A 25171-nucleotide genomic window follows, 5' to 3' on the forward strand; every position below is an offset into this window, starting at 1 on the left:
AGTTCCTCCTACGCCTGATGGGCCGACTTGCCAACACGTTAATTATCAATTTCTGAAGTTCCGATCAAACCTGCGTGAGGCCGGTTTTCTTGCAACTTTCTCGCTCTATTGTCCGTTGGGCAAAGTGACATTGGCGAGAATCGGGAGAAAAATGATGACTCAATCCTTGAGCATGAGCAGACGCGGCCTTATCGGTGTGGCGGGAGCAAGCGTTCTCGGCGCGCCGCTATTGATGGCGCGCACCGCAACGGCGCAGACGAACCAGCCGCAAACTTCCATGGAGATCAAACACGCCATGCCGCCTGAAACCAATCGCTTCAAGCTTGGTAATTTCGAAGTGCTTGTCGTGAAGGACGGCGCGCGCGCCGCGCCCAATCCGGGCGAGACCTTCGGCACCGATCAGTCGGCGGAAACCGTCGGCAAGCTGCTGGAAGACAATTTTCTGCCGAAGGAGCAATTCGTCAATTCCTTCTCGCCGGTTCTCGTAAATACCGGCACGGACCTCGTGCTGTTCGACACGGGTTTCGGCGAGTCCGGCCGTGGCGCTGGTAATGGCCGTCTTATCGAAGGCATGGCGGCTGCCGGTTACTCTCCTGACGACGTGACCGTGGTGGTGCTGACCCATATGCACGGAGACCACATTGGCGGATTGATGGAAAAGGGCGCGCCGGCCTTCTCCAAGGCGCGTTATGTTTTCGGCCAGGCGGAATATGATTTCTGGACGGACGAGAAGCGGGTTGGCACGCCTGCCGAAGGCGGCCAGAAGGGCGTCATCGCCAACGTCAAACCGCTGGCGGAAAAGGCGACCTTCATCGGCGACGGTGCTGACGTGGTTTCCGGCATCACCGGCATTGCGGCGTTTGGCCATTCGCCGGGCCACATGATCTTCCGTGTCGAATCCGAAGGCAAGCAGCTGATCCTGACGGCTGATACGGCCAACCATTTCGTCCTGTCGCTGCAAAAGCCTGATTGGGAAGTGAAGTTCGACATGGACAAGGCGGCGGCCGCTGCAACCCGCAAGAAGGTCTACGACATGATCGCCACGGACCGGCTGCCGTTCCTCGGCTATCACATGCCTTTCCCGGCTGTCGGTTACGCGGAAAAGCTGGATACGGGGTACCGTTTCGTGCCGAAGTCCTACCAGTTCGACATCTGATGCATATCGCGCAAAAGCGTTAAGCGGTTTTGCGATAACGACATGCGTAAAAACAAGCAGTTAAAGCGCGTCGTGCGGAACAGGGATCCACAGGACGCTCTTTAACGCCTGCTGCAATGCAGCAACAGAATAAGCCCGGAAGGTCATTCCGGGTTTTTTCTATTTCCTTCCTGTCATGAACGTGTTACCAGCCCTCGCCAACTTCCAAGCAATCCTTGCAGGGCGCCGGGGTGAACTTTTCGTTCCGGGACGGCCACGCATTTTCATTATGAAGGAATTTGGTCATGGCACGCATCATTCAAACACCCACTGGTTTGGACGCTCTCACATTTGACGATGTGTTGCTGCAACCCGGACATTCCGAGGTTATGCCGGGACAGACGAATATCGCCACCCGCATTGCCCGTGATATCGATCTCAACCTGCCGATCCTCTCTTCCGCCATGGACACGGTCACGGAAGGCCGCCTTGCCATCGCCATGGCGCAGGCCGGCGGCATCGGCGTCATCCACCGCAACCTTACCCCCATCGAACAGGCCGAAGAAGTCCGGCAGGTAAAGAAGTTCGAGAGCGGCATGGTCGTCAACCCGGTCACCATCGGCCCGGATGCCACGCTGGCAGAAGCACAGGCTTTGATGAAGGCGCACGGCATTTCCGGCATTCCGGTGGTTGAAAACGGCGGTGCAGGCGGCCACAAGAATGGCCGTCTCGTCGGCATTCTGACAAACCGCGACGTGCGTTTCGCATCCGATCCGCAACAGAAGATCTATGAACTGATGACCCGCGAAAACCTTGTTACGGTCAAGGAAAGCAGCGTCGATCAGCAGGAAGCGCGCCGTCTGTTGCACAAGCACCGCATTGAAAAGCTGCTGGTGGTGGATGGAAAGGGCAATTGCGTCGGCCTCATCACCGTCAAGGATATGGAGAAGTCGCAGCTCAACCCCAACGCCACCAAGGATGCGCAGGGCCGTCTTCGCGCCGCTGCCGCAATCAGCGTCGGTGCCGATGCCATCGAGCGCGCAGAACGCCTCATCGATGCCGGTGTTGACCTTCTGGTCGTCGATACCGCGCATGGCCATTCGCAGCGCGTGCTCGATGCGGTTTCGGTGGTCAAGAAGATGTCGAATTCCGTTCGCATCATCGCCGGCAATGTTGCAACCGCTGACGGCACCAAGGCACTGATCGATGCCGGCGCCGATGGCGTCAAGGTCGGTATCGGCCCTGGTTCCATCTGCACCACCCGTATCGTCGCCGGCGTTGGCGTTCCGCAGCTTGCTGCGATCATGGCCTCGGTCGAAGTGGCCAATGCTGCAGATATTCCTGTCATCGCCGATGGCGGCATCAAGTTCTCGGGCGATCTGGCGAAGGCTATTGCCGCCGGCGCCTCCGCCGTCATGATCGGCTCGCTTTTGGCCGGCACGGATGAAAGCCCGGGCGAAGTGTTCCTCTATCAGGGCCGTTCCTTCAAGGCCTATCGCGGCATGGGTTCCGTTGGCGCTATGGCGCGCGGCTCCGCCGACCGTTATTTCCAGGCGGAAGTGCGAGACACGCTGAAGCTCGTTCCGGAAGGTATCGAAGGTCAGGTTCCCTATAAGGGTCCGGTCTCCGGCGTCCTGCACCAGCTGGCCGGTGGCCTGAAGGCTGCCATGGGTTATGTCGGCGGCGGCACGATCAAGGAATTCCAGGAGCGCGCCACCTTCGTGCGCATTTCCAGCGCGGGCTTGCGCGAAAGCCACGCCCATGACGTGACGATCACCCGCGAAAGCCCGAACTACCCCGGCGCGGTTTGATCTTTCGAGCCGAATCCGCAACAACATAGTCTCAGTATTTGGCGCTCCCCGATTCATGCCGGATCGGGGAGCGTTATTGTGATTGGAGGAGAAAGCATGTCACCAACGACCGCAATGTTCTGGCCGATGATAGCCCATGCATTTCTCGTGTTCGTTCTTTACGCCCTACTGCTTTACCGCCGCAAAAAATACACGCTGACGGACCGCGACACCGCGCTCAGATATCGCGATACGGGACAGGAAGGGCGCGAAAGCTATCTGGTCAACCGAAACATTGCCAACCAGTTCGAGCTTCCGGTTCTCTTCCACCCCGTCTGCCTGCTGCTTTATATTACCGACGCGGACAATATCGTTACCGTCGTTCTGGCCTGGCTGTTCGTGATTTCCCGTTGTGCGCACTCCTTCGTTCACGTCACCAGCAACCGTTTGCGTTATCGTGCGCCATTGTTCGCGATTGGTTTCGCGCTTCTCGTCTGCCTCTGGGGCTGGCTCGCCATCTGGTTGGCGCTGGAGTGAGATGGCACCGTAAGGTTGCTTCATAAGTGAGACAATCGCGCCTCTAAAATGCTGCGATTTGCGATGGGTCAATTCCGTGACGCCCCATCCCCGGTAGTCTCTGCCTCGCCGTCGAGAATTTCAGGCGAGCAGAGATTAGGGAGTATGTCATGGCTAAAACAATGAAGGCCGCGGTTGTCCGCGCATTTGGCAAACCGCTGACCATCGAGGAAGTGGCGATACCTGATCCCGGCCCGGGTGAAATTCTCATCAATTACAAGGCGACCGGCATTTGCCACACGGACCTGCACGCCGCAACGGGCGATTGGCCGGTCAAACCCAATCCACCATTCATCCCCGGCCATGAAGGCGTCGGCTACGTCGCCAAGATCGGCGCTGGCGTGACCGGCATCAAGGAAGGCGACCGCGCCGGCACGCCGTGGCTTTATACCGCCTGCGGATGTTGCATTCCGTGCCGTACCGGCTGGGAAACTCTTTGCCCAAGTCAGAAGAACTCGGGTTATTCCGTCAATGGTAGCTTTGCGGAATACGGGCTTGCCGATCCGAAATTCGTTGGCCGACTTCCCGACAATCTGGAATTTGGTCCCGCTGCACCCGTGCTCTGCGCCGGTGTCACCGTCTACAAGGGTCTCAAGGAAACCGAAGTGAGGCCCGGCGAATGGGTGGTCATATCGGGCATTGGCGGGCTTGGTCATATGGCCGTGCAATATGCCAAGGCCATGGGCATGCATGTCGTTGCCGCCGATATTTATGACGACAAGCTGGAGCTTGCGAAAAAACTGGGCGCGGATTTCACCGTCAACGGTCGGGCGCCGGATGCGGTGGAACAGGTGCAGAAGGCGACCGGCGGCGTCCACGGCGCGCTCGTGACGGCGGTTTCGCCCAAAGCCATGGAGCAGGCCTACGGTTTCCTGCGCTCCAAGGGCACGATGGCACTTGTTGGCCTGCCGCCGGGCTTCATCTCCATTCCGGTTTTCGAAACGGTGCTGAAGCGCATCACGGTGCGTGGCTCCATCGTCGGCACAAGGCAGGATCTGGAGGAGGCGCTTTCCTTCGCTGGTGAAGGCAAGGTAGCCGCTCACTTCTCCTGGGACAAACTCGAAAACATCAACGACATCTTCCGTCGCATGGAAGAGGGCAAGATCGACGGCCGTATCGTCGTGGACCTTGCCGCCTGAGACAGATGACCAGCGGCGGCGCTCACGCAAAAGTGTGCCGCCGCTTGTTCACCGGGCGACGATCTGCGCTATCCTCCCTGTGCATCTGCGCGTTCAGGGAGAAGAGAGCGATGGACGACAAGCCGAAGATTACGCAGGCCATGATCGACGCTTACGATGAATATACCCATCTCAGCCTCGATCGCCGCAAATTCATGGAAAAGCTCAGCCTGCTTGCCGGGTCCGGCGCAGCTGCTGCCGCAATCGCGCCGCTTCTTTCGGCCAACAGCGCCCGTGCGGCAATCGTCGCGCCTGATGATGCGGGTATCGTTGCGGAAGAGGTGACCTATCCCGCCCCCGGTGGCGAGATGAAGGGCTATCTCGTCACGCCGAAATCGGTTTCCGGCCCCATTGGCTCGGTTATCGTCATCCATGAAAATCGGGGCCTGAACGACCATATCCGCGATGTGGCAAGACGCGTGGCGCTTGCGGGGTTCAGGGCGCTTGCGGTTGATTTCCTGTCGCCGCAGGGCGGCACGCCTTCGGATGAAGATAAGGCACGGGAGATGTTCAGCGGCCTCGATATGGACGCAACAGTCGCCAATGCCGAAGCCGGTCGGGTGTGGCTCGCTGCGAGGCAGGGTGCGAACGGCAAGGTTGGTGCGGTCGGTTTCTGCTGGGGCGGCGGGCTGGTCAACCGGTTCGCCACCAAATCGGCAGGCCTGAATGCCGGCGTCGCCTATTACGGCCAGCAACCGCCGGCGGCCGATGTGCCTGCTATCAAGGCGCCCCTGCTGTTACAGTATGCCGGTCTGGACGAGCGCATCAATGCCGGTATCGACGCCTATAAAAAGGCGCTGGAGGAAAACGGCAAGACCTTCGAAATCTTCGTTTATGACGGCGTCAACCACGCCTTCAACAACGATACGTCCTCGGCGCGATACGACAAGGCCGCGGCCGATCTCGCCTGGGGCCGGACAACGGAGTTCTTCAAAAAATATCTGGCGTGATGGGGTTTTGGTCCGCTGTGACGGACAACCCCTGAAATTCCACTCTAGACGCCGCCAGCCCCGCGTTTCAAATGCTCATCAAGCCGGGGCATGATCTCAACGAAATTGCAGGGCAGGTGGCGGTAATCGAGCTGGGCTTTGAGAATACCGTCCCAGGCATCCTTGCAGGCGCCGGGAGAGCCGGGCAACACGAAGATGAAGGTGGCGTTTGCCACGCCGCCGGTCGCCCGTGACTGGATGGTGGCGGTGCCGATCTTTTCATAGGAAATGCGATGGAAGATGGCGGAAAAGCCGTCCATGCGCTTTTCGAACAGGGGTTCCAGCGCCTCGGGTGTCACGTCGCGGCCTGTAAAGCCGGTGCCGCCGGTGGTGATGACCACATCTACGCTCCCGTTGAGCGTCCAGTCGCGCACGGTGTTGAAAATAGCAGCCTTGTCGTCTGCCACGATGGTGCGGGCGGCGACCTTGTGTCCGGCTTCCTCTATGCGTGCGACTAGCGTGTCGCCGGACTTGTCATTCTCAAGCGTGCGGCTGTCCGAAACGGTCAGAACCGCGATGCCGAGGGGAATGAAGGGTCTTTCGCCTGCCATGGCCTTATCCTCGAATTGTGTTGTCTTCAGATGGTCCGCGTCGCCTGAAAATACCAGCCGGGGCGCTTGTTTCGAAGCGATGTTTCCGCTTTTCGGGCGGCCTCGAAGGAATGAAATAGTCCAAAACAGGTGGCACCCGAACCGGACATGCGCACAAGGGAAGCACCTTCCTGCGACAGCATGCCGGCGATTGCGCCGATCTCCGGCAGGAGCGCCTTGGCGGGGACTTCCAGATCGTTGCGGCTTTGCGCCAGAAAATCCATCCAGCCGCCTTCTTTGCGCTCCGGCAGGGGCGGGTTGGCCTTGTCGAGCAATCGCCGAAAAATCTCCGGCGTCGAGACCGCTTTCAGAGGGTTGGCCAGCACCAGAAAGAATTCCGGCAGATCGGAGACCGGCTCGATATCCTCGCCGATACCTCGTGCGATGAGTGTGCGGCTTTCAAGGCACATCGGCACGTCAGCGCCAAGCGCAAGCGCGATGGGTGCGAGATTTTCAGGAACAATCCCGGCATTCCAGTGCCGCAACAGCGCCCGCAGTGTCGCTGCCGCATCCGCTGAGCCGCCGCCAATGCCGGAGGCGACTGGCAGGTTCTTTTCGAGATGGATGGCAACCGGGCGTGCCGATTGACCTGCCGCCACAAGCGCATCACGCAAAAGGTCTCTGGCACGGACGACGAGATTGTTGCCGCCATCGCCTGCCCGCAGCAGATCGCCAAACGGGCCGGAGATGGAGAAAGTGTCGGCATCGGCATCGCGAACATGGATCGCGTCGCCTGCTTCGGTGAAGGTCACCAGCGTCTCGAGCAGATGATAACCATCTGCCCGCTGACCGGTTACATGCAGTGCCAGATTGATCTTGGCCGGGGCCGCCTCGGTTGTTTCGACAGCCCCGGTAATGTCATCCGCGCGCATGTCGCGTCAGGATTTCTTGTCCGGGGCAGGGGCAACAGGGGCCGGTGCTGGCGGAGCCGGCGGCTGCGGCGCGGCCTCCTTCTTGGCGGTGTTTTCGGCGTCCTTTTCCAGCGGCGGCAGGCCGTTGGCAATCTTTTCCTTCACCTTGGCCTTGTCCAGATCGTCATTGTCGCCAATCAGCGCGCGGTTCCACTGATACACGGCCTCGATCTTGCGACCGACACGCCAGTAGGCATCGCCCAGATGATCGTTGATGGTCTGATCGCCGGCCTTGAGCTCGATTGCCCGCTCCAGTTCGGTGACAGCCTGGTCAAACGCGCCCAGCCGGAAATGCGCCCAGCCAAGCGAGTCGACGATATAGCCGTCATTCGGCCGAAGCTCGACCGCGCGGCTGATCATCTTCATCGCTTCGTCGAGGTTGATACCCTTGTCCACCCAGGAATAGCCGAGATAGTTCAGCACCTGCGGCTGTTCCGGGTTGAGTTCGAGCGCACGCTTGAAGTCCGGCTCGGCCTTGTCCCATTCCTTCAGGCGCTCATGGGCGATGGCGCGCTGGAAGAACACGGTCCAGTCCGACTTCTGAGGCACGGCACCGATCACCTCGACAGCCTTGTCGTAGTTTTCGGCCATGGCCTTGTAGTCCTTGGCGTCGGAAAGCACGCTGCCATAGGCGAGGTAAGAACGGATATCCTTCGGATCGGATTGCAGCAGGGATTGCAGGTGGTTGCGCGCTTCCTCCACCTTGCCCGTCTGCGCCAGCGTTAGCCCGAGCTGCAGCTCGGAGATGCGGTGCATCGGCGAATCCTTCGGCACGTCGCGGTAGAAGGCGATGGCGCGGTCGGGCTGTTTCATCGCCTCGGCAAGTCCGCCGAGAAGGATCAGCGTATCGGCGCTTTGCGGATCGAGCGCCCGCGACGTCTGAAGGTAAAGCGTGACGATCTCTTCGGCACCTTCGCGGTTCAGCGCGCCCGCGATCGAAAACATCACGGAAGCCGCGCCTTCAACGGCATTGGTGATCTGCTGCGGCGGCTTCTCGCCCTTCTCGATGGATTGGCGAAGCGCTTTGAGAGGCGCATAGTTCGGCGCAAAAGTGTCGCCGACCGCAATTGCGTCCAGCGCCTTCTGCTTGTTGCCGGCTGAAGCCTCCAGCCGTGCAAGCGCCATCACCGCGCGCATATAGGTGTCGGAAGCGGTTGCCCCGCCTTCACGATCCGTCACGGCCTCATTGAGGCTCTTGCGGGCAGCATCTGTGTTGCCGGAGACAAGGGCGATCGCCGCGGCATTGTATTTCTGGAAAATCGAAATCCAGCCCGGACCCTTCATATTGTTGACGAGGGCCAGTGCTTCCTTGGGCTTGCCTGAACCGGCGCGCGCCCATGCCGTCAGAAGCGTGTTGACCATGCGGTCGAGATCGTTCGGGCCGGTATATTTCAGGATTTTCTCGGCTTTGACGAATTCCTTGTCCTTGATGGCGTCGAGGCCGCGCACGATGGTCGTCACGCGTTCGACGGAGGTATCGTCCTTCATCGAATCGGCAATCTTGGCGCCAGCCTCGAAATTGCCGCTCAACAGTTCGGCGATCATCAGGCGCTGGCGGATTTCCGAATTGGCCGGATCGAATTCCAGCGCCTTCTTGTAGAGCGAAATCGCGGTGGGGTAATCCTGATCGACATCGGCATTGCGCGCGGCAAGGAATGCGCCGGAGAAGGTATTTACCTTGGCAGGATCGAACGTAACGGCCTTGGCTTCCGTTTTCGTCTCCGCAAAGCCGGGGCTTGCACCCGCGCCAAGTGCGAGAGCGGCGGCAAGAGCCGCGCTGCAGAGAAGACGAAGTGCTGGTTTACGCCGCATGAGGGAACCCTTGCCTTTGTGCAGAAGCACGGAAAAATCAGTTTCCATTGTTTGGTCACGATAGAATGGCTTTTTTGAAGCAACCCCGCAAGAAATTATGGCCCGCGCCACAATCTCCCCTTGCGGGACACCCAGTCCGAAACAGCGGCGGACGGTCTTGTCCATCCGCCGTTTGCCTGAGGCCTCCAGCGTCAGTTGAGACGCTCGATGCAGAAGTCGATGACTTCCAGAAGCGCGTTTTTCCACGGGCTTTCCGGCAGCGGTGCAAGCGCATCGCGGGCAATGGTGCCGTAATGCGTGGCGCGGCCGATCGTATCGCCAAGACCGTTGTATTTGGCGATGAGACCGAGCGCCTTTTCGAGGTTCTCGTCGCTGCTTTCACCGTTTTCGATGGCGTTTCGCCAGAAGGCGCGCTCATCCTGCGTGCCGCGGCGATAGGACAGGATGACCGGCAGGGTTATCTTGCCCTCACGGAAATCGTCACCCGTATTCTTGCCGAGATCGGCGGATTTGCCGCCGTAATCCAGCACGTCGTCAACGAGCTGGAAGGCGAGGCCGAGATTCATGCCGTAGGATTTCAGCGCGCTGCGGCTTGCCTTGTCGGTTTTGGCGACGATGGGGCCAACTTCCGCGGCCGCTGCAAAAAGGGCGGCCGTCTTGGCGCGAATCACCTGCAGATAATCGTCCTCGGTCGTTTCCATGTTCTTGGCGACCGAAAGCTGCAGCACTTCGCCCTCGGCGATGACGGAAGCGGCGGTGGACAGCACGTCGAGCGCATCCAGCGAGCCGACGTCCACCATCATGCGGAAGGCCTGGCCGAGCAGGAAGTCGCCGACGAGAACGCTTGCCTGGTTGCCCCAGATGGTGCGGGCGGTGGACTTGCCACGGCGCAGATCGCTTTCATCCACCACGTCGTCATGCAGCAGCGTCGCCGTGTGCATGAATTCCACGCTGGTGGCGAGCTTGATATGGTGGTCGCCCTCGTAACCGAACATCGAGGCAGAGGCCAGCGTCAGCATCGGCCGCAGGCGTTTGCCTCCGGACGAGATCAGATGGTTGGCCACCTCAGGTATCATCTGGACATCGGAACCGGCTCTGGAAAGGATAAGCTGGTTCACCCGTTCCATGTCGGCACGGGTCAGGTCGACAAGCGGCTTGACGGATGCGAGTTTGTTTTTGCTTTCTTCAAGCGGTATGACGACGCCCAAGGGACAGGACTCCTGTTCGAATTTGAGTTCGACAATAAAAACTGGCGCCTGTCGCGGCAAGGGGCGAATTGCCGCTAGCCATTCAAAAAAATGGGAATTTGGGGCTTATCCATGCGTGAACTGATTCGTACCAACGATGCCGTGCTGTTATCCTTCGCCGAAAGCCTGATGAAGGACGCTGGCATCCATTGCCTTGTCGCCGATCAGGCAATGAGCATTCTGGAAGGTTCGCTCGGTCTTTTGCCCCGCCGGTTCCTGGTGGAGGAAGACCGCGCCGGTGAGGCCCGCCGCATTCTCGTGGATGCCGGTCTGGGCGACGAATTGCGCAACGAAGAGGCGTAAACGAACGTGGGCGGCGAGATTTCGGAAACTTTGGATGCGTTTCACCGGGGCCGTTTTCACATTCTCCAGCCCAAGGGCAGGGGGCACCGCGCCGGCATGGACGCCATGCTTCTTGCCTCGATGGTGGCGGACGAGCGCGCCTGCCGCATAGCCGATCTCGGCGCGGGCGCGGGCGCGGCAGGTTTCGCGGTTGCCACGCGGCTTGAAAAGGCCGAAGTGACCCTGTTCGAACGTTCGCCGGAAATGGTGGAATTTGCCCGCCGCAGCCTGGCATTGCCGGAAAATGCCGCTTTTTCCGCCCGTGTCAGCGTGCGTGAGGCCGACGTGACGCTGCGTGGCAAGGCGCGCGTCGAGGCCGGTCTGCCGGACGGGCATTTTCACCACGTCATCATGAACCCGCCCTATAATGATGCAGGCGACCGCCGCACGCCCGATGCGCTGAAGGCTGAGGCCCACGCCATGACGGAGGGCCTGTTCGAGGACTGGATCAGGACCGCAGGTGCGATCACGGTTCCAGGCGGGCAGCTTTCCCTTATTGCACGGCCGCAATCGGTGGCGGAGATCATTGCCGCGTGTGGCAGCCGTTTCGGCGGCATCGAGATCACACTCATCCACCCACGCCCCGGCGAGGACGCGGTGCGCATGCTCGTAACGGCGATCAAGGGGTCACGGGCGCGGCTGTCGTTCCGGGCGCCGCTCGTCATGCACGAGACCGGCAGCCATGCCTTCACGCCCATCGTGGATGACCTGAATAATGGCCGCACCGCCTATCGCCGTAATGTAAAGGCAATCGGGCCTGGCCTATAAATTCGCCGTTCCTCCGGCCGCAAACCATTGTGTTTTGCAGGGCAATACATACATCCGTGACGAACAGGCAAATGCTGCGAGGAGTGAATTGTGGGTTTTCTGAAGTATCTGGTGCCGAAACGCTTTCGCAAAAAAGAACTCGTCATCCCGGTTGTGCGCATGCATGGCGCCATCATGGCTGGCGGCAACCAGTTCCGCCCCGCCCTCAATCTTGCCTCCTATGCACCGCTGCTGGAAAAGGCCTTTGCCGTCAAGGACGCGCCAGCTGTCGCCATTTCCGTGAATTCTCCCGGTGGCTCGCCGGTGCAGGCGCGAATGATCTATAATCGCATCCGCCAGCTTGCCGAGGAAAAGGACAAGAAGGTCCTGATCTTCGTTGAGGATGTGGCGGCCTCCGGTGGCTACATGATCGCGCTTGCCGGCGACGAGATCATCGCCGACCCCACCTCCATCGTCGGTTCGATCGGCGTCGTTTCCGGCGGATTCGGTTTCCCTGAAATGCTGAAGAAGATCGGGGTGGAGCGCCGCGTCTATACGGCCGGCGAGAACAAGGTCATCCTCGATCCCTTCCAGCCGGAAAAAGAGGGCGACATCGAATATCTGAAGTCGCTTCAGGTCGAAATCCACAATGTTTTCATCGATATGGTCAAGATGCGCCGCGGTGCAAAATTGAAGGGCGATGAGACGGTCTTCTCCGGCCTGTTCTGGACCGGTATGCGTGGCCTGGATCTCGGCCTGATCGACGGCTTGGGCGACATGAGGGAAGTTCTGCGCCGCCGTTACGGGACGAAGGTCAAGCTACAGCTCGTCACCGGCGGGCGCTCGCTGTTCGGCAAAAAAGTGCCGGGCGTGAATGCGGCACTCGGCCTCAATGCCGAAAGGCTTGCGGCAGGCGCCGTCTCGGGACTTGCGGAAGTTGCCGAAGAAAAGGCATTGTGGTCGCGTTTCGGTCTATGATGTCGCAGGAATAGGGCCTTATGGCGCAGCTTATTACAATTGTTCTTCTGGTGGTGGGATCCGTCATCCTCTACCGCCGCTTCGTTCGCGATGCGGAAAAGCTTTCGGCAAAATCGAAGCAGCGCGAAAAGGAACGCGAAACCGGCGCCATCGGCACGCTGATCAAGGATCCCGAAACCGGCGAATACCGCGTGAAGCGTGAGGATGAGACGTAAGCCGGTGTCTCCACGCATAAATCCTTGACCCCTTCGCCATGCCGTGGCACCAGTCCGCATCCGAAGTAAGTCAGTGCTTACTTATCCTCACAACGCCGCGATGACTGCAATGACCGATATTCCAGACCATATGAACCCCAAGCGTTCCTTTCAGGCGCTGATCCTGACGCTGCACAATTACTGGGCCGACAAGGGCTGCGCGGTATTGCAGCCCTATGATATGGAAGTGGGCGCCGGTACGTTTCATCCGGCAACGACGCTGCGCGCGCTGGGCCCGAAGCCGTGGAAGGCTGCCTATGTGCAGCCCTCGCGCCGGCCTTCCGATGGTCGCTACGGTGAAAACCCCAACCGTTTGCAGCATTATTACCAATATCAGGTCATTCTGAAGCCCAACCCTTCCAACCTTCAGGAACTCTATCTCGGTTCGCTGAAGGCCATCGGTCTCGATCCGCTGCTGCATGATGTGCGCTTCGTCGAAGACGACTGGGAAAGCCCGACGCTCGGCGCCTGGGGTCTCGGCTGGGAGTGCTGGTGCGACGGTATGGAAGTGTCGCAATTCACCTACTTCCAGCAGGTCTGCGGCATCGAATGCTCGCCGGTCGCTGGCGAACTGACCTACGGTCTGGAGCGTCTGGCTATGTATGTTCAGGGCGTCGACAATGTCTACGACCTCAACTTCAACGGCCGCGAGGGTGAAGAGAAGATCTCCTATGGTGACGTCTTCCTGCAGGCCGAGCAGGAATACTCCCGCCATAATTTCGAATTTGCCGACACCGGCATGCTGCATCGCCATTTCATCGACGCGGAAAAGGAATGCCTGGCGCTTCTCGCTGCGGGCGCGCCGGGTGATGATGACAATCAGCGCCTGCATAAATGCGTGTTCCCGGCCTATGACCAGTGCATCAAGGCAAGCCATGTCTTTAACCTGCTGGATGCGCGCGGCGTGATCTCGGTGACGGAACGCCAGAGCTATATCCTGCGCGTGCGCACGCTGGCAAAAGCCTGCGGCGAAGCCTTCCTGCTCACGGATGCGGGCGGGTTGAACTGGAACAGGGCCGCCTGAACCTTTATGTAGGGCGGGGCAACAGTCTAACGTGCGGGTGCCGTTGCGGCGCTCGCGCCTCTTGAGGAGGGGTCGGGAATGTTCATCACGCTGGCAATCATCGCGGCAATCGCGCTCTATGTCGTCTTCATCTATAACGGGCTCGTCAAGGCGAGGCAGATGAAGGAAGAGGCGTGGTCGGGCATCGACGTGCAGTTGAAACGCCGCGCCGATCTCATTCCCAATCTCATCGAGACCGTGAAGGGCTACGCGGCGCATGAAAAAAGCACCTTCGAAGAGGTGATTGCCATGCGCAACCGGGCCCAAGCCGTGCCGGCTGGCGATGTCGAAGGCCGCGCCCAGGCGGAAGGCATGCTGTCGCAGGCGCTCGGCAAGCTCTTTGCGCTGGCTGAAGCCTATCCTGATCTGAAAGCCAACACGAACTTTCTGGAATTGCAGCGCTCGCTGGAAACCATCGAGGGCGAACTGCAGATGTCGCGCCGTTACTACAATGGCGCCGCGCGCGATCTGAACGTCAGGGTGGAAAGCTTCCCATCCAATCTGATCGCCGGCCAGTTCGGTTTTGCCAAGGCACCTTATTTCGAGATCGACAACCCGGCAGACCGCGCCGTGCCGACCGTGAAATTCTAAGGCCACCGTTCCCCGGGTCCAAATCCTCCCGCCGACATTCCTATATCCCGGCTCTCTGCCGCATTCTTTGACAAGACGACGATCATGATCGAACTGACCATCACCCCGCCCGGCCACCCGCTTTCCGGCAAGGTAGAGCCGCCCGGCTCCAAATCCATCACCAACCGCGCGCTTCTGCTGGCTGGCCTCGCCAAGGGAAAAAGCCGCCTAACCGGCGCGTTGAAGAGCGATGATACGCTCTATATGGCCGAAGCCCTGCGCGCCATGGGCGTTAAGGTGACAGAACCCGACGCCACGACCTTCGTGGTGGAGGGTACAGGCGTGCTTCAACAGCCGGAAAAGCCGCTTTTTCTCGGCAATGCCGGCACAGCCACGCGGTTCCTGACTGCGGCTGCAGCACTGGTGGATGGCGCCGTCATCATCGACGGCGACGAGCACATGCGCAAACGCCCGATCATGCCGCTGGTGGAAGCGCTGCGCGCCCTCGGCGTCGAAGCGGATGCGCCGACCGGCTGCCCGCCAGTTACCGTGCGGGGCAAGGGCATGGGTTTCCCGAAGGGCAGCGTCACCATCGATGCCAACCTCTCCAGCCAGTATGTGTCGGCACTTCTGATGGCGGCCGCCTGCGGCGACAAGCCTGTCGATATCATCCTCAAGGGCGAGGAAATCGGCGCGAAGGGTTATATCGATCTCACAACATCAGCCATGGAAGCCTTCGGCGCAAAGGTGGAGCGGGTCAGCAACGCCATCTGGCGCGTGCATCCGACCGGCTACACCGCGACCGATTTCCACATCGAACCGGATGCATCCGCCGCCACGTATCTCTGGGGCGCGGAACTTCTGACCGGCGGTGCGATCGACATCGGCACGCCCGCCGACAAGTTCACCCAGCCGGATGCCAAGGCCTATGAGGTCATGGCGCAGTTTCCGCACCTGCCCGCTGAAATCGACGGTTCGCAGATGCAGGACGCCATTCCGACCATCGCCGTTCTCGCCGCGTTCAACGAAACGCCGGTACGTTTCGTCGGCATTGCCAATCTGCGTGTGAAGGAATGTGACCGTATCCGTGCCGTCTCGCTCGGCCTCAACGAAATCCGCAACGGTCTGGCGCATGAGGAAGGCGACGACCTGATCGTGCATGCCGATCCGGCGCTCGCTGGTCAGACGGTCGATGCCTCCATCGATACTTTTGCCGATCACCGCATCGCCATGAGCTTTGCGCTGGCGGCGCTGAAGATCGGCGGCATCGCCATCCAGAACCCTGCCTGCGTTGGCAAGACCTATCCGGGCTACTGGAAGGCGCTCGCCTCGCTCGGCGTCGACTATACCGAAAAGGAAAGTGCTGCCGAGCCGCAGCACTGAAACCGGCTGGAGGAGACCGCCCCGTGAAGACCATCGCCGCAAGACTTCTCGCGCTGCTTGTCTTCCTGGGCGCGGCCTGCCCGGCCTTTGCGGAAGAATTCATCCGCTCCTATCATTCCGTCGTCGAGGTTGCGAAGAGTGGCGAACTGACGGTGACGGAAACCATCACCGCCCGTGCCGAAGGCCAGAACATCAAGCGCGGCATCTTTCGCGATTTCCCGCTTTATGCGCTGGATGCGAATAACCGACGCACCAAGGTGGATTTTAACGTCGTTTCCGTGGAGCGCGATGGCGCGCCGGAGAACTGGCGCACCGAGAATATCGATGGCGGCATCCGCATTTATACCGGCAGCGCCGACCGTTTTCTTCCGACCGGCGAGCATATCTTCCAGATCACCTACACCACCGCCCGGCAGATCCGTTATTTCAGCGACTATGACGAACTCACCTGGAATGTCACCGGCAATGGCTGGCAGTTTCCGATGGGTGAGATTTCAGCCACCATCACTTTGCCACAGGGCGTGAAGGCTACCGGTACTGCCGTTTTCACCGGTCCACTCGGTGCCAAGGGCAAGGATGCGCGCATTTTGAGCGAAGGCAACGAGGTGTTTTTTGCCTCTACCCGCCCGTTTTCAGTGGGCGAGGGCATGACAGTTGCCGTGAAGTTACCGAAGGGCGCCATTGCCGCCCCCGACTCCTCCCAGGAGGCCGGTTGGTGGCTACGTGACAATCTTGCCATCCTGCTTTCGGGCGGCGGGCTTTTCGCAGTGCTGCTCTATTATCTGCGAGCATGGTTCGCGGTCGGCCGTGATCCGGCCAAGGGTGTAGTCGTGCCGCGCTGGGATGCACCGGAGGGGCTTTCGCCGGCTCTGGTCAATTACGTTGATAACAGGGGTTTTTCCGGCGCAGGCTGGACAGCGCTGTCCGCCTCGGCACTTGATCTGGCGGTCAAGGGTTATGTCGTTCTGGAGGATCTGAAGAACTCCATCGTCATCCGCCGCACGCAAAAGCAGGCTGGGGCGGAGTTGCCGAGCGGGCAGAAGACGCTGTTGTCCTCCATCGGTGGTCCGGGCGAGACGCTCACCATCGACAAGGCGCATGGAACGGAAGTCGAAAAAGTCGGCAAGCAGTTTCGCGCGGCGATAGAGAAAGAGCACCGCGGCAAATATTACCGCAGCAACGCCGGTTACATCGTTTTCGGCATCTTCTTCAGCGTCGCCATCATCGTCGCGACGCTGGTGTTCGGTGATCTCGATGAAAGCGCCATTGCCGCCGTGCTGGTCTTCGGCTTTTTCGCCTTCTTCTTCAGCATCCTGTCGATCGGCATCGGCCGACAGTTCTCGCGTGGTGCGTCGTTGAGCAAGCGCATCGGCGGCATCATCATGCTGGCCTTTGCCGGTTTTGTGGCTTTCTCGGTCATTGGCGGCATTGCCACGCAGATCCTGCTGGATGTGACGCATGACACCAAGTCGCTGGCGCTGGCTGCCATCGGCGGCATCGTGCTTACTAACGCGCTGTTCCTGTTCCTGATGGGTGCGCCGACGCCGCTCGGCCGCAAGCTGATGGACGGCATCGAGGGCCTCAGAACCTATCTGACGCTGGCGGAAAAGGACCGGATGAATATGGCGGATGCCCCCGCCATGTCGCCGCAGCATTTTGAGACATTGCTGCCCTATGCGGTCGCGCTCGGCGTGGAAAAACCCTGGAGCCGCACCTTCGAGACCTGGCTTGCCACGGCTGCTGCCGGTGCTGCCGCGGCAAGTTATGCGCCCGGCTGGTATTTGGGCAGCAATTACGGCAGCTTCGGAGACCGGATTGGTGGGTTCTCCACTTCCATGGCGAATACAATCGCTTCCACCATTCCCCAACCTGTCAGCTCATCTTCCTCCAGCTTTTCAGGTGGCGGTGGTGGTGGTTCTTCCGGTTCGGGCGGCGGCGGCGGTGGCGGTGGCGGCTGGTAACGTCCACCGGCGGTAATTTAACCGATAGCTGATGACTTTTGCCGCTGGTCTTGCTAAGTCCGCGACACTCTTTTGCAACAGATTAAAGTCCTTATCCCATGCCCGATCTTCTGCTTGAACTTCGCTCCGAGGAAATCCCCGCACGCATGCAGCGCAAGGCGGCGGGCGATCTGAAGAAACTCGTCACTGACGCCTTGGTGGAGAGAGGGCTGACCTATGAGGGTGCGCGCGAATATTGGACGCCGCGCCGCCTGACGCTGGATATTCGGGGCCTCAACGCCCGCTCCGCCGATGTGCGTGAGGAAAAGAAGGGTCCGCGCACCGATGCCAACGAAAAGGCGATTGAGGGCTTTCTGCGCGGCGCTGGCCTTAATGATGTCTCCGAGGCTCAGGTCGTTTCCGATCCGAAGAAAGGCGATTTCTACATCGCCATCATCAACAAGCCCGGCCGCCCGGCGGAAGAGATCATCGCCGAGGTGATGCCCGGCATCATCCGCTCCTTCCCCTGGCCGAAATCCATGCGCTCCGGCCCGGCCTCCATGCCGAAGGGTTCCAGCTATGCCGGCATCGAAGGCAAGGGCTCGGAAAGCCTTCGCTGGGTGCGCCCGCTGCAATCCATCGTCTGCCTGTTCGGCCCCGAACATGACGAAACCCAGGTCATTCCCTTTGTCATCGACGGCATCGTCGCTGGCAACGTCACCTATGGCCACCGTTTCCATGCGCCGGGTCCGATCACCGTGCGCCGTTTCGAGGATTATGTCTCCAGCCTTGAAAAGGCGAAGGTCATTCTCGATGCCGACCGCCGCAAGGATATCATCCTGCACGATGCCAAGGATCTGGCATTTGCCAACGGCCTTGAGCTGGTGGAAGACGAAGGCCTGCTGGAAGAAGTCTCCGGCCTCGTTGAATGGCCGCAGGTGCTGATGGGCACTTTCGAGGAGGATTACCTGCAAATCCCGGCGGAAATCATCCGGCTGACCATCAAGACCAACCAGAAGTGTTTTGTCACCCGCAATCAGGGTGCGGAAGAGGGTCTTTCCAACCGCTTCATCCTGATCTCGAACATCGAGGCAAGCGACGGCGGCAAGGAAATCATCCATGGCAACGGCAAGGTCGTCCGCGCCCGCCTGTCGGATGCCCGCCATTTCTGGAACCGTGACCAGGGCGATCTGCCCGATCTGGAGACGCTCAAGGATTCGGCTGCGAAATTTGGCCTCGATCTCAAGAAGCCGCTCGACCAGCGCATGGCCAAGCTCGATGCGCTGAACGTTACCTTCCATGCCAAGCTCGGCACTCAAGGGCAGCGTGTGGCCCGCATTCGCGAACTGGCCAAGGCTCTGGCCCCCGTCGTCGGTGCCGATGCTGCTCTGGTGGACCGCGCCGTGGTGCTGGCGAAAGCCGACCTGCGCACCGAAGCCGTCGGCGAATTCCCCGAGCTTCAGGGCCTGATGGGCCGAAAATACGCAACCTTGCAGGGCGAAAACGAAAGTGTCGCCGCGGCGATCGAGGATCACTACAAGCCGCAGGGTCCCTCCGACCGCCTGCCAGCCGACAAGGTGGCGATTACGGTTGCTCTCGCCGACAAACTCGACACGCTCGTCGGCTTCTGGGCCATCGATGAAAAGCCTACCGGTTCGAAGGATCCCTTCGCACTGCGCCGTGCGGCGCTGGGCGTGGTTCGTATTCTGCTTGAAAAGAACGTGCGCCTGCCGCTCTTGAGCGTCGCGAAGGATACTGACCTTCTCTCCTTCTTCCACGACCGCCTGAAGGTCTATCTGCGCGATCTTGGCGCCCGCTACGATCTGATCGATGCAGTCCTGACACCGGAATCCGACGACCTGCTGATGATCGCCCGCCGTGTCGAGGCGCTGACCGCCTTCATCACCGGCGAAGATGGCCGGAACCTGCTGGCCGGTGCAAAGCGCGCCACCCAGCTTCTGGCCGCAGAGGAAAAGAAGGGCACCGTGGTTGCGAACAGCGTTTCAGAAGAACTGCTGAAGCTCGACGCCGAAAAGGCGCTTTACGCGGGGATCAAGACCGCTTCCGCCGATGCCGCAAAGGCCGTCGAGACGGAAGATTTCCGCTCCGCCATGCAGGCGCTTTCGACGCTTCGCGCGCCCGTCGACAAGTTTTTCGAGGATGTGCTCGTCAACGACGAGGACGCGGCCATCCGCGCAAACCGTTTGGCGCTGTTGAAGGCCATTCGTGAAGCCACCGGAACGGTTGCGGATTTCTCGAAGATTACGGGGTGAGGCAGGGTTGCCAATGGTAATGTTTATGTTACTATTGCTCCATGAAGGTCGTTGAATATCTGGACCCTAACGGATCGAGCCCATTTGAGCGATGGTTCGTGAAGATCGACGCGCGTGCAGCGTCGAAGGTAACGATGGCCGTGACCCGGATGGGGCAGGGCAATCTCTCCAACGTAAAATCCGTTGGCTCCGGTGTTCTAGAATACCGGATCGATTATGGCCCCGGATATCGTGTCTATTTCGGGCGTGACGGTGATGAGCTGGTGATATTGCTGATTGGTGGAACCAAGGCACGGCAGCAGAACGATATCGAAGCGGCCAAGGCCTTTTGGCAGGATTATAAATCCAGAAAGGGCGCCCACAAGGGTGCCGGGATGGGTGATTGACATGGCGCTAACGCGGGAATTCAAACAGACAGTCAAGGCGAGGGCGGAAAAAGACCCAGCCTTCCGGGCGGCTCTCTTGTCGGATGCTGTGGAACTGTTGCTGGAGGGAGATGTCGAAACCGGCAAGTCGGTATTGCGAGATTTCATCAACGCCACGATCGGTTTCGAGACTTTATCCAAACACGTGGATGTGCCTGCGAAAAGCCTGATGCGCATGTTCGGCCCGAAGGGAAATCCCCGGGCCGATAATCTGTTTAGTGTCATTCAAGCGCTTCAGAAGAACTCGGGTATACATCTCGCTGTCGCAGCGGCCTGATGATCACCAAAATCCTAATCAGCGCCTGTCTCCTCGGCCAGGCGGTCCGCTATGACGGCAAGGGCAAACCTCTCGTACACCCGGCGATAGACCGCTGGCGGGATGAAGGCAGGCTGGTGGCGATCTGTCCGGAAATGGCGGGCGGGATGCCCGTGCCGCGCCCGCCGGCGGAAATTGAGAATAGCGCTTCCGGTCTCGATGTGCTGGAAGGCCGCGCCCGGGTGCTGGAAGTAACCGGCGGCGATGTCACAGCGGAATTTATTGCCGGTGCGGAAAAGGCGTTGGCCCTCGCTAAAGCCAATGGCTGTACGCACGCGCTGTTGATCGACGGCAGCCCGTCCTGCGGATCGGTCGCGATCTATGACGGCTCGTTCTCCGGCATCAAACATGCGGGCAATGGTGTGACGGCGGCACTGCTTGAAAGAGCGGGAATTGCGGTCTTTTCGCCTGCCGATATCGACCGGCTGGATACTTCGACACGTTGAAACAAAAAAACGCCGGAGTTTCCTCCGGCGTTTTCGTTTATCCATCACCTCGGCGTATATCACCCCGCCATGCGCATCTGCTCTGCCATGCCGTGGAGTTGGTTGCCGGAGGAGACGCGGAAGCCGCGGATGAGGTTCAGTAGCTCTTCGGTATCGACGGCCAGCGCTTCCGCCGAAGCCGTGGTCTCTTCCGCCATCGCCGCATTGTGCTGGGTGGCGACGTCGAGTTGGTTGAGCGACGTGGAGATAGAGCGCAGCGTCGTGTCCTGTTCGGCCGCCGAATGGGCGATCTTGCCGACGATCTCGTTGGCGGATTTGATCTGGTCCGAGATGCGTTTCAGCGCGTCACCGGCTTCGCCGACAAGACGCACGCCGTTTTCCACCTGGTTGGAAGAGCGGGCGATCTGGTCCTTGATCTCCTTGGCGGCGGCGGCGGATTTCTGCGCCAGTTCGCGCACTTCCTGTGCCACCACGGCAAAGCCCTTGCCCGCTTCCCCGGCACGCGCCGCTTCCACGCCCGCATTCAGTGCCAAAAGATTGGTCTGGAAAGCGATGTCGTCGATCACGCCGATGATGTTCGAAATCTGATCGGAAGATTGTTCGATGCCGCTCATCGCCGCAATCGCTTCTTCCACCACCCGGTCGCTGCGCATTGCTTCGGAACTGACTGTCGTGACGCGCTTGGCGGCGTCGGCTGCACCTTCAGCCGTCTGGCGCACCGCAACCGTCAATTCGTCAAGCGCGGCAGAGGTTTCCTCTAGATTTGCCGCCTGGCGTTCGGTGCGCTGCGAAAGCTCGTTGGAGGCCTTGCGGATTTCTTCCTTCGAGCCGCCGATATCGATGCTCTTGGAATTCACCTTGGCCATGGCGGCGTCGAGATGGGTCAATGCCTCGTTGAAGTTGTCGCGCAGCGCGGCGTAACGGTTGCCGAGATCGGCGCAACGCACGGTCAGATCACCGCCGGCGAGTTTTTCCAGCGCCTCGCCAATGGTGGTGACGACACGCGCCTGCAATGCGGCCTCGTCGCGCTGCATGTCGAGGTTGTTCTGGCGCTCGGCGTTGAGCTGCTGCTGCTGCTCTTCCTCCCGGCGCTGCATGGCGTGGCGCTCCCGCACCTTGTCCTGAAGCGAGGCCGTGGCCTTCGCCATCATGCCCACTTCGTTGGTCAGCCCGGTATGGGGTATGGTGAGCGAGACGTTCTCATTGGCGACTTCACCCAGCGCCCTGTGAATGTCGCCGAGCGGCTTCGAGATCCCCCGGATAACGTAGAAGGCGGCGGCAAGTGCCAGCACGAAGATGGCGGCACCGATGGACAGCGCCCTCATCACCTCGCCACGAACCTGGGCATTCAGATCATCGATGTAAACGCCGGTCACGACCACCACCTGCCATGGCTCGAAAGCAAGGGCGTAGGAGCTTTTGGCGTAGTCATTGCCTTCCATGCCGGGCTTCGGACCGTAGAAATCCGTCTGGCCGCCGCCGTTGCGGCCAAGCCGTACGAGCTCGTCACGATACTGGAAGCCCTTGCTGTCCGGCTTGCCCTTGTAGTTCTCGCCGACACGCTTCGCGTCGGGATGGAATTTCATCGTCACGTCGTAGTCGTAACCGAACAGATAGCCATCCGGGGTGAACCGCATGGCGCTGACGGTGGCGAAGGCCTGCTTCATGGCGTCTTCGCGTGAAAGTGTCCCGGCCTTTTCCTTGTCGTGGAAGGATTGCAGGATGGAAATGGCGGATTGCACCTGTGTTCGCAGCATGCCGTAGCGTTCTTCATAGATCGCGTCGGTGGCGGATTTCAGCTGGTAAAATGTTGCTGCTGCGAAGGCGGCCATAAGGGCCACCACGAGCACGATCAGCTGACGGGAAATGGAAAGATTCTTCATGGGCGCTCACAAGCTTTTGCGTCGCGAGCCGGAAAAAGCCGCGCGCTGCCGAAGTTTCGAAAATGGGAAGGCGCCTGATGCGCTGTGATCAGCCTGAAAGCGAAAGTCCGCTCCAAGCCCTCATGTCGTGCTGCATCGCACTATGAGGTCACTTAGCGGCAAAAAATTTGAATAAATATTTAATTAGCAAAAGCTTTATGAGCGTGCTTGGCAGAATAACGGATGCATAATTTATTATTCACCGGATGGTTGCCGTGCACTTCGAAAAATGCAGCGATGACGCGATTATTTGACTTTTGTCATCAAAGACGCCGCCGACACTGTCGGTCAATTGCCGCGCAATTTGAGATCCTGGAAATCGGGTGCCGCCATTGCTGATGCGCTTGACGGTGCCGTGGCATTGGCCGCCGAAATTGTCTTCGTCGCTGCCGTGGTCGCGGTCATGTCTATGCCTGCTGGCGTGGCTGCCGTTTCCTCGGGGGGAGTGCCAGCTTCACCCTTATCATAGGTGGCAATTGCGGTGCCGGGGGTTTCCTGCGGCATCCAAGCGGGATTGGTGCTGACGAAGGTGACGGGCGCGCCGCCAAGCCAGGCCTCGGTGCGCACCAGCGTGCGCTTACCCTCGATTTCACGCATTTCCGTGTGCTGCGTGCCCGGCTCGATGGAGGGGACGGCAAAGCCCTCGGGGGCAGGGTTGTCCTTCACGGGCTGGCAGCGGGCGCAGTCGAGACGAACGAAGCTGCCATTGCTGGTGTGGGTGCCGTTTACATATTCGATGGAAGACGCCATCGCAGACCCGCCGGTCAGCGCGACAACCGCTGTCAAAAGAAGATGACGCATCGAAAAACCCCCGAAATGACGGCGCAGCCTCACGATCGAGACAGAATGCGCCCTTCAATGTTCGGCAGATATTATCGGTCTTTCGTTTCCATCAGGTCAGCAAACTTGGTAAAAATTGAGCGAAATCTGCGCCCCGGCCGCTGTATGCCTTGAATGGTCAGACTTTTTCGCGCGCCACGGCCTGCCAGCCGATATCGCGACGGCAGAAGCCGTTTTCCCATTCCACCTTGTCCGCCAGCGCATAGGCGCGCGCCTGCGCTTCCGTCACGTTCTTGCCAAAGGCGGTGACGTTCAGCACGCGTCCGCCCGTCGCCACCAGTCTGCCGTCCTTCAGCGCCGTCCCGGCATGGAACACCTTTGCCTCTTCGCTGGCATCGGGAATATGGGCGATGGGCGTGTTCTTGTCGTAGGCACCGGGGTAACCCTTGGAAGCTAGAACAACCGTCAGCGCCGCATCGTCGCGCCATTCCGCTTCTACCTTGTCCAGCGTGCCGGTAGCAGTGGCGTAGAGAATCGGCAGCAGGTCGCTCTTGAGGCGCATCATCAGCACCTGACATTCCGGATCGCCGAAACGCACATTGTATTCGATCAGCTCGGGGCCTTTGGCGGTGATCATCAGACCGGCGAAAAATACGCCGGAGAAGGGATTGCCGTCTTTCGCCATGCCAGAAATCGTCGGTTCGATGATTTCTTTCATGGTGCGCTCCACCATGGCTGGTGTCATCACCGGGGCGGGGGAATAGGCGCCCATGCCGCCGGTGTTGGGGCCGGTGTCGCCATCACCCACGCGCTTGTGGTCCTGGGCTGTTGCCAACGCCAGCGCGGTTTTGCCATCGGAAAGGCAGAAGAAACTGGCTTCCTCACCGTCGAGGAAAGCTTCCACCACAACCTCGGCGCCGGCAGCGCCAAAAGCGCCGTCGAAACAGTCGTCGATGGCGGCAAGCGCTTCCGCCTCGCTCATGGCAACCGTTACGCCCTTGCCGGCGGCAAGCCCGTCGGCCTTGATGACGATGGGTGCGCCCTGTTCACGGACATATTGCTTTGCGGGTTCGGCGGTCTTGAAACGCTGATAAGCCCCGGTTGGAATATCGTAACGGGCGCATAGATCCTTCGTGAACCCCTTGGAACCCTCAAGCTGAGCGGCTGCTTTCGAAGGCCCGAAGGTGGCAATATCAGCCGCACGCAGATCATCTGCCAGACCGGCAACCAGCGGCGCTTCCGGTCCGACGACGACGAAGTCGATCGCCTTTTCCCTGGCAAAGGCGATAACGGCGGCGTGGTCTTCCACGTCAAGCGAAACGAGTGTCGCATGGTCGGCGATGCCGGGATTGCCGGGAGCGGCATAAAGTTCATCGAGCAGGGGAGACTGGGCGATTTTCCACGCCAGCGCATGTTCGCGTCCGCCGGAACCGATCAACAGAACTTTCATGGTCAACACCCCTGCAAATTCGCCTGTAACCTTGTTTGAGGGGCGTTAAGGGCA

The 25171-nt window shown here is 59.9% G+C and carries 24 protein-coding genes; 17 read left to right on the forward strand and 7 right to left on the reverse strand.

What is annotated here, in order from left to right; translation table 11 throughout:
• Positions 1-154: 154 nt before the first annotated feature.
• From ACZ5A6_RS01625 to ACZ5A6_RS01645, 5 genes are all read left to right on the forward strand, one after another.
• A complete protein-coding gene (locus ACZ5A6_RS01625) occupies positions 155-1156 on the forward strand; it encodes an MBL fold metallo-hydrolase (protein ID WP_065658331.1) in 1002 nt (333 codons plus the stop codon).
• A 284-nt stretch (positions 1157-1440) separates the two neighbouring features.
• Positions 1441-2946 (forward strand): IMP dehydrogenase, encoded by a 1506-nt coding sequence (gene guaB, locus ACZ5A6_RS01630; RefSeq protein WP_003515165.1) that lies wholly within the window; start codon positions 1441-1443, stop codon positions 2944-2946.
• 114 nt (positions 2947-3060) lie between these two features.
• Positions 3061-3462 (forward strand): MAPEG family protein, encoded by a 402-nt coding sequence (locus tag ACZ5A6_RS01635; protein WP_174061632.1) that lies wholly within the window; start codon positions 3061-3063, stop codon positions 3460-3462.
• Between the two features lie 149 nt (positions 3463-3611).
• On the forward strand, positions 3612-4640 hold the full coding sequence (gene adhP / locus ACZ5A6_RS01640; RefSeq protein WP_003515167.1) for an alcohol dehydrogenase AdhP: 1029 nt from the start codon (positions 3612-3614) through the stop codon (positions 4638-4640).
• 110 nt (positions 4641-4750) lie between these two features.
• Positions 4751-5629 carry a dienelactone hydrolase family protein gene (locus ACZ5A6_RS01645; RefSeq protein WP_065661349.1) on the forward strand — a complete coding sequence of 293 codons (879 nt, stop codon included), beginning with the start codon at positions 4751-4753 and terminating at the stop codon, positions 5627-5629.
• 44 nt (positions 5630-5673) lie between these two features.
• On the opposite strand, the gene moaB is transcribed toward ACZ5A6_RS01645, so the two are convergent.
• The 4 genes from moaB to ACZ5A6_RS01665 form a co-directional block, all read right to left on the reverse strand.
• A complete protein-coding gene (gene moaB, locus ACZ5A6_RS01650) occupies positions 5674-6219 on the reverse strand; it encodes a molybdenum cofactor biosynthesis protein B (RefSeq protein ID WP_003515169.1) in 546 nt (181 codons plus the stop codon).
• 26 nt (positions 6220-6245) lie between these two features.
• Complete coding sequence (locus ACZ5A6_RS01655) at positions 6246-7130, reverse strand: 4-(cytidine 5'-diphospho)-2-C-methyl-D-erythritol kinase (protein ID WP_174061605.1); 885 nt, start codon at positions 7128-7130, stop codon at positions 6246-6248.
• Between the two features lie 6 nt (positions 7131-7136).
• Complete coding sequence (locus ACZ5A6_RS01660) at positions 7137-8981, reverse strand: tetratricopeptide repeat protein (RefSeq protein ID WP_013635516.1); 1845 nt, start codon at positions 8979-8981, stop codon at positions 7137-7139.
• 191 nt (positions 8982-9172) lie between these two features.
• The gene (locus ACZ5A6_RS01665) at positions 9173-10189 is read right to left on the reverse strand and encodes a polyprenyl synthetase family protein (protein ID WP_013635517.1); all 1017 of its coding nucleotides are present in this window, start codon (positions 10187-10189) and stop codon (positions 9173-9175) included.
• Positions 10190-10300: 111 nt separating this feature from the next.
• Between ACZ5A6_RS01665 and ACZ5A6_RS01670 the strand changes: the two genes are divergently transcribed.
• The 12 genes from ACZ5A6_RS01670 to ACZ5A6_RS01725 all read left to right on the forward strand — a co-directional run bounded on the left by ACZ5A6_RS01670 (position 10301) and on the right by ACZ5A6_RS01725 (position 20965).
• On the forward strand, positions 10301-10531 hold the full coding sequence (locus tag ACZ5A6_RS01670) for a putative signal transducing protein (RefSeq protein WP_003515173.1): 231 nt from the start codon (positions 10301-10303) through the stop codon (positions 10529-10531).
• A gap of 6 nt (positions 10532-10537) precedes the next feature.
• Positions 10538-11338 carry a tRNA1(Val) (adenine(37)-N6)-methyltransferase gene (locus ACZ5A6_RS01675; protein ID WP_019564271.1) on the forward strand — a complete coding sequence of 267 codons (801 nt, stop codon included), beginning with the start codon at positions 10538-10540 and terminating at the stop codon, positions 11336-11338.
• 87 nt (positions 11339-11425) lie between these two features.
• On the forward strand, positions 11426-12295 hold the full coding sequence (locus ACZ5A6_RS01680; RefSeq protein WP_041694304.1) for a S49 family peptidase: 870 nt from the start codon (positions 11426-11428) through the stop codon (positions 12293-12295).
• A gap of 20 nt (positions 12296-12315) precedes the next feature.
• Entirely contained in the window at positions 12316-12510 is a 195-nt protein-coding gene (locus ACZ5A6_RS01685) for an NfeD family protein (RefSeq protein WP_003515179.1), read from the forward strand.
• A 100-nt stretch (positions 12511-12610) separates the two neighbouring features.
• Positions 12611-13573, forward strand: coding sequence for a glycine--tRNA ligase subunit alpha (locus ACZ5A6_RS01690; protein ID WP_013635520.1), 963 nt, complete (start codon positions 12611-12613; stop codon positions 13571-13573).
• A gap of 78 nt (positions 13574-13651) precedes the next feature.
• Positions 13652-14203: a LemA family protein gene (locus tag ACZ5A6_RS01695; protein ID WP_025592535.1), complete on the forward strand. Its 552-nt coding sequence runs from the start codon at positions 13652-13654 to the stop codon at positions 14201-14203.
• A gap of 84 nt (positions 14204-14287) precedes the next feature.
• Entirely contained in the window at positions 14288-15565 is a 1278-nt protein-coding gene (locus ACZ5A6_RS01700; protein ID WP_111804409.1) for a 3-phosphoshikimate 1-carboxyvinyltransferase, read from the forward strand.
• A 23-nt stretch (positions 15566-15588) separates the two neighbouring features.
• Positions 15589-17526, forward strand: coding sequence for a DUF2207 family protein (locus ACZ5A6_RS01705; RefSeq protein ID WP_174061604.1), 1938 nt, complete (start codon positions 15589-15591; stop codon positions 17524-17526).
• Positions 17527-17624: 98 nt separating this feature from the next.
• Entirely contained in the window at positions 17625-19778 is a 2154-nt protein-coding gene (glyS, locus tag ACZ5A6_RS01710) for a glycine--tRNA ligase subunit beta (protein WP_174061603.1), read from the forward strand.
• A gap of 41 nt (positions 19779-19819) precedes the next feature.
• A complete protein-coding gene (locus ACZ5A6_RS01715) occupies positions 19820-20164 on the forward strand; it encodes a type II toxin-antitoxin system RelE/ParE family toxin (protein ID WP_003515189.1) in 345 nt (114 codons plus the stop codon).
• 1 nt (position 20165) lies between these two features.
• The gene (locus ACZ5A6_RS01720) at positions 20166-20480 is read left to right on the forward strand and encodes a helix-turn-helix domain-containing transcriptional regulator (protein ID WP_003515190.1); all 315 of its coding nucleotides are present in this window, start codon (positions 20166-20168) and stop codon (positions 20478-20480) included.
• Complete coding sequence (locus ACZ5A6_RS01725; protein ID WP_174061602.1) at positions 20480-20965, forward strand: 2-thiouracil desulfurase family protein; 486 nt, start codon at positions 20480-20482, stop codon at positions 20963-20965. The genes ACZ5A6_RS01720 and ACZ5A6_RS01725 overlap by 1 nt, the downstream gene beginning before the upstream one ends.
• A 59-nt stretch (positions 20966-21024) precedes the next feature.
• Here ACZ5A6_RS01725 and ACZ5A6_RS01730 read toward each other — a convergent pair whose 3' ends face one another.
• The 3 genes from ACZ5A6_RS01730 to purD form a co-directional block, all read right to left on the reverse strand.
• The gene (locus ACZ5A6_RS01730) at positions 21025-22848 is read right to left on the reverse strand and encodes a methyl-accepting chemotaxis protein (RefSeq protein WP_025592543.1); all 1824 of its coding nucleotides are present in this window, start codon (positions 22846-22848) and stop codon (positions 21025-21027) included.
• Between the two features lie 327 nt (positions 22849-23175).
• Positions 23176-23688 carry a plant virulence effector HPE1-like domain-containing protein gene (locus ACZ5A6_RS01735; protein ID WP_464111033.1) on the reverse strand — a complete coding sequence of 171 codons (513 nt, stop codon included), beginning with the start codon at positions 23686-23688 and terminating at the stop codon, positions 23176-23178.
• A gap of 157 nt (positions 23689-23845) precedes the next feature.
• On the reverse strand, positions 23846-25117 hold the full coding sequence (gene purD, locus ACZ5A6_RS01740) for a phosphoribosylamine--glycine ligase (protein ID WP_113291971.1): 1272 nt from the start codon (positions 25115-25117) through the stop codon (positions 23846-23848).
• Positions 25118-25171: the final 54 nt, after the last annotated feature.

The organism is Agrobacterium sp. 6Ca8 (assembly GCF_055382765.1).

Coding starts and splice junctions, on each gene's coding strand:
- ACZ5A6_RS01635 (WP_174061632.1), top strand. CDS start 3,061: ATGTTCTGGCCGATGATAGCCCATGCATTTCTCGTGTTCGTTCTTTAC.
- purD (WP_113291971.1), bottom strand. CDS start 25,117: ATGAAAGTTCTGTTGATCGGTTCCGGCGGACGCGAACATGCGCTGGCG.
- ACZ5A6_RS01685 (WP_003515179.1), top strand. CDS start 12,316: ATGGCGCAGCTTATTACAATTGTTCTTCTGGTGGTGGGATCCGTCATC.
- ACZ5A6_RS01645 (WP_065661349.1), top strand. CDS start 4,751: ATGGACGACAAGCCGAAGATTACGCAGGCCATGATCGACGCTTACGAT.
- ACZ5A6_RS01700 (WP_111804409.1), top strand. CDS start 14,288: ATGATCGAACTGACCATCACCCCGCCCGGCCACCCGCTTTCCGGCAAG.
- guaB (WP_003515165.1), top strand. CDS start 1,441: ATGGCACGCATCATTCAAACACCCACTGGTTTGGACGCTCTCACATTT.
- ACZ5A6_RS01725 (WP_174061602.1), top strand. CDS start 20,480: ATGATCACCAAAATCCTAATCAGCGCCTGTCTCCTCGGCCAGGCGGTC.
- ACZ5A6_RS01660 (WP_013635516.1), bottom strand. CDS start 8,981: ATGCGGCGTAAACCAGCACTTCGTCTTCTCTGCAGCGCGGCTCTTGCC.
- ACZ5A6_RS01715 (WP_003515189.1), top strand. CDS start 19,820: ATGAAGGTCGTTGAATATCTGGACCCTAACGGATCGAGCCCATTTGAG.
- ACZ5A6_RS01690 (WP_013635520.1), top strand. CDS start 12,611: ATGACTGCAATGACCGATATTCCAGACCATATGAACCCCAAGCGTTCC.
- ACZ5A6_RS01730 (WP_025592543.1), bottom strand. CDS start 22,848: ATGAAGAATCTTTCCATTTCCCGTCAGCTGATCGTGCTCGTGGTGGCC.
- ACZ5A6_RS01695 (WP_025592535.1), top strand. CDS start 13,652: ATGTTCATCACGCTGGCAATCATCGCGGCAATCGCGCTCTATGTCGTC.
- moaB (WP_003515169.1), bottom strand. CDS start 6,219: ATGGCAGGCGAAAGACCCTTCATTCCCCTCGGCATCGCGGTTCTGACC.
- ACZ5A6_RS01655 (WP_174061605.1), bottom strand. CDS start 7,130: ATGCGCGCGGATGACATTACCGGGGCTGTCGAAACAACCGAGGCGGCC.
- ACZ5A6_RS01735 (WP_464111033.1), bottom strand. CDS start 23,688: ATGCGTCATCTTCTTTTGACAGCGGTTGTCGCGCTGACCGGCGGGTCT.
- ACZ5A6_RS01720 (WP_003515190.1), top strand. CDS start 20,166: ATGGCGCTAACGCGGGAATTCAAACAGACAGTCAAGGCGAGGGCGGAA.
- glyS (WP_174061603.1), top strand. CDS start 17,625: ATGCCCGATCTTCTGCTTGAACTTCGCTCCGAGGAAATCCCCGCACGC.
- ACZ5A6_RS01670 (WP_003515173.1), top strand. CDS start 10,301: ATGCGTGAACTGATTCGTACCAACGATGCCGTGCTGTTATCCTTCGCC.
- ACZ5A6_RS01625 (WP_065658331.1), top strand. CDS start 155: ATGACTCAATCCTTGAGCATGAGCAGACGCGGCCTTATCGGTGTGGCG.
- adhP (WP_003515167.1), top strand. CDS start 3,612: ATGGCTAAAACAATGAAGGCCGCGGTTGTCCGCGCATTTGGCAAACCG.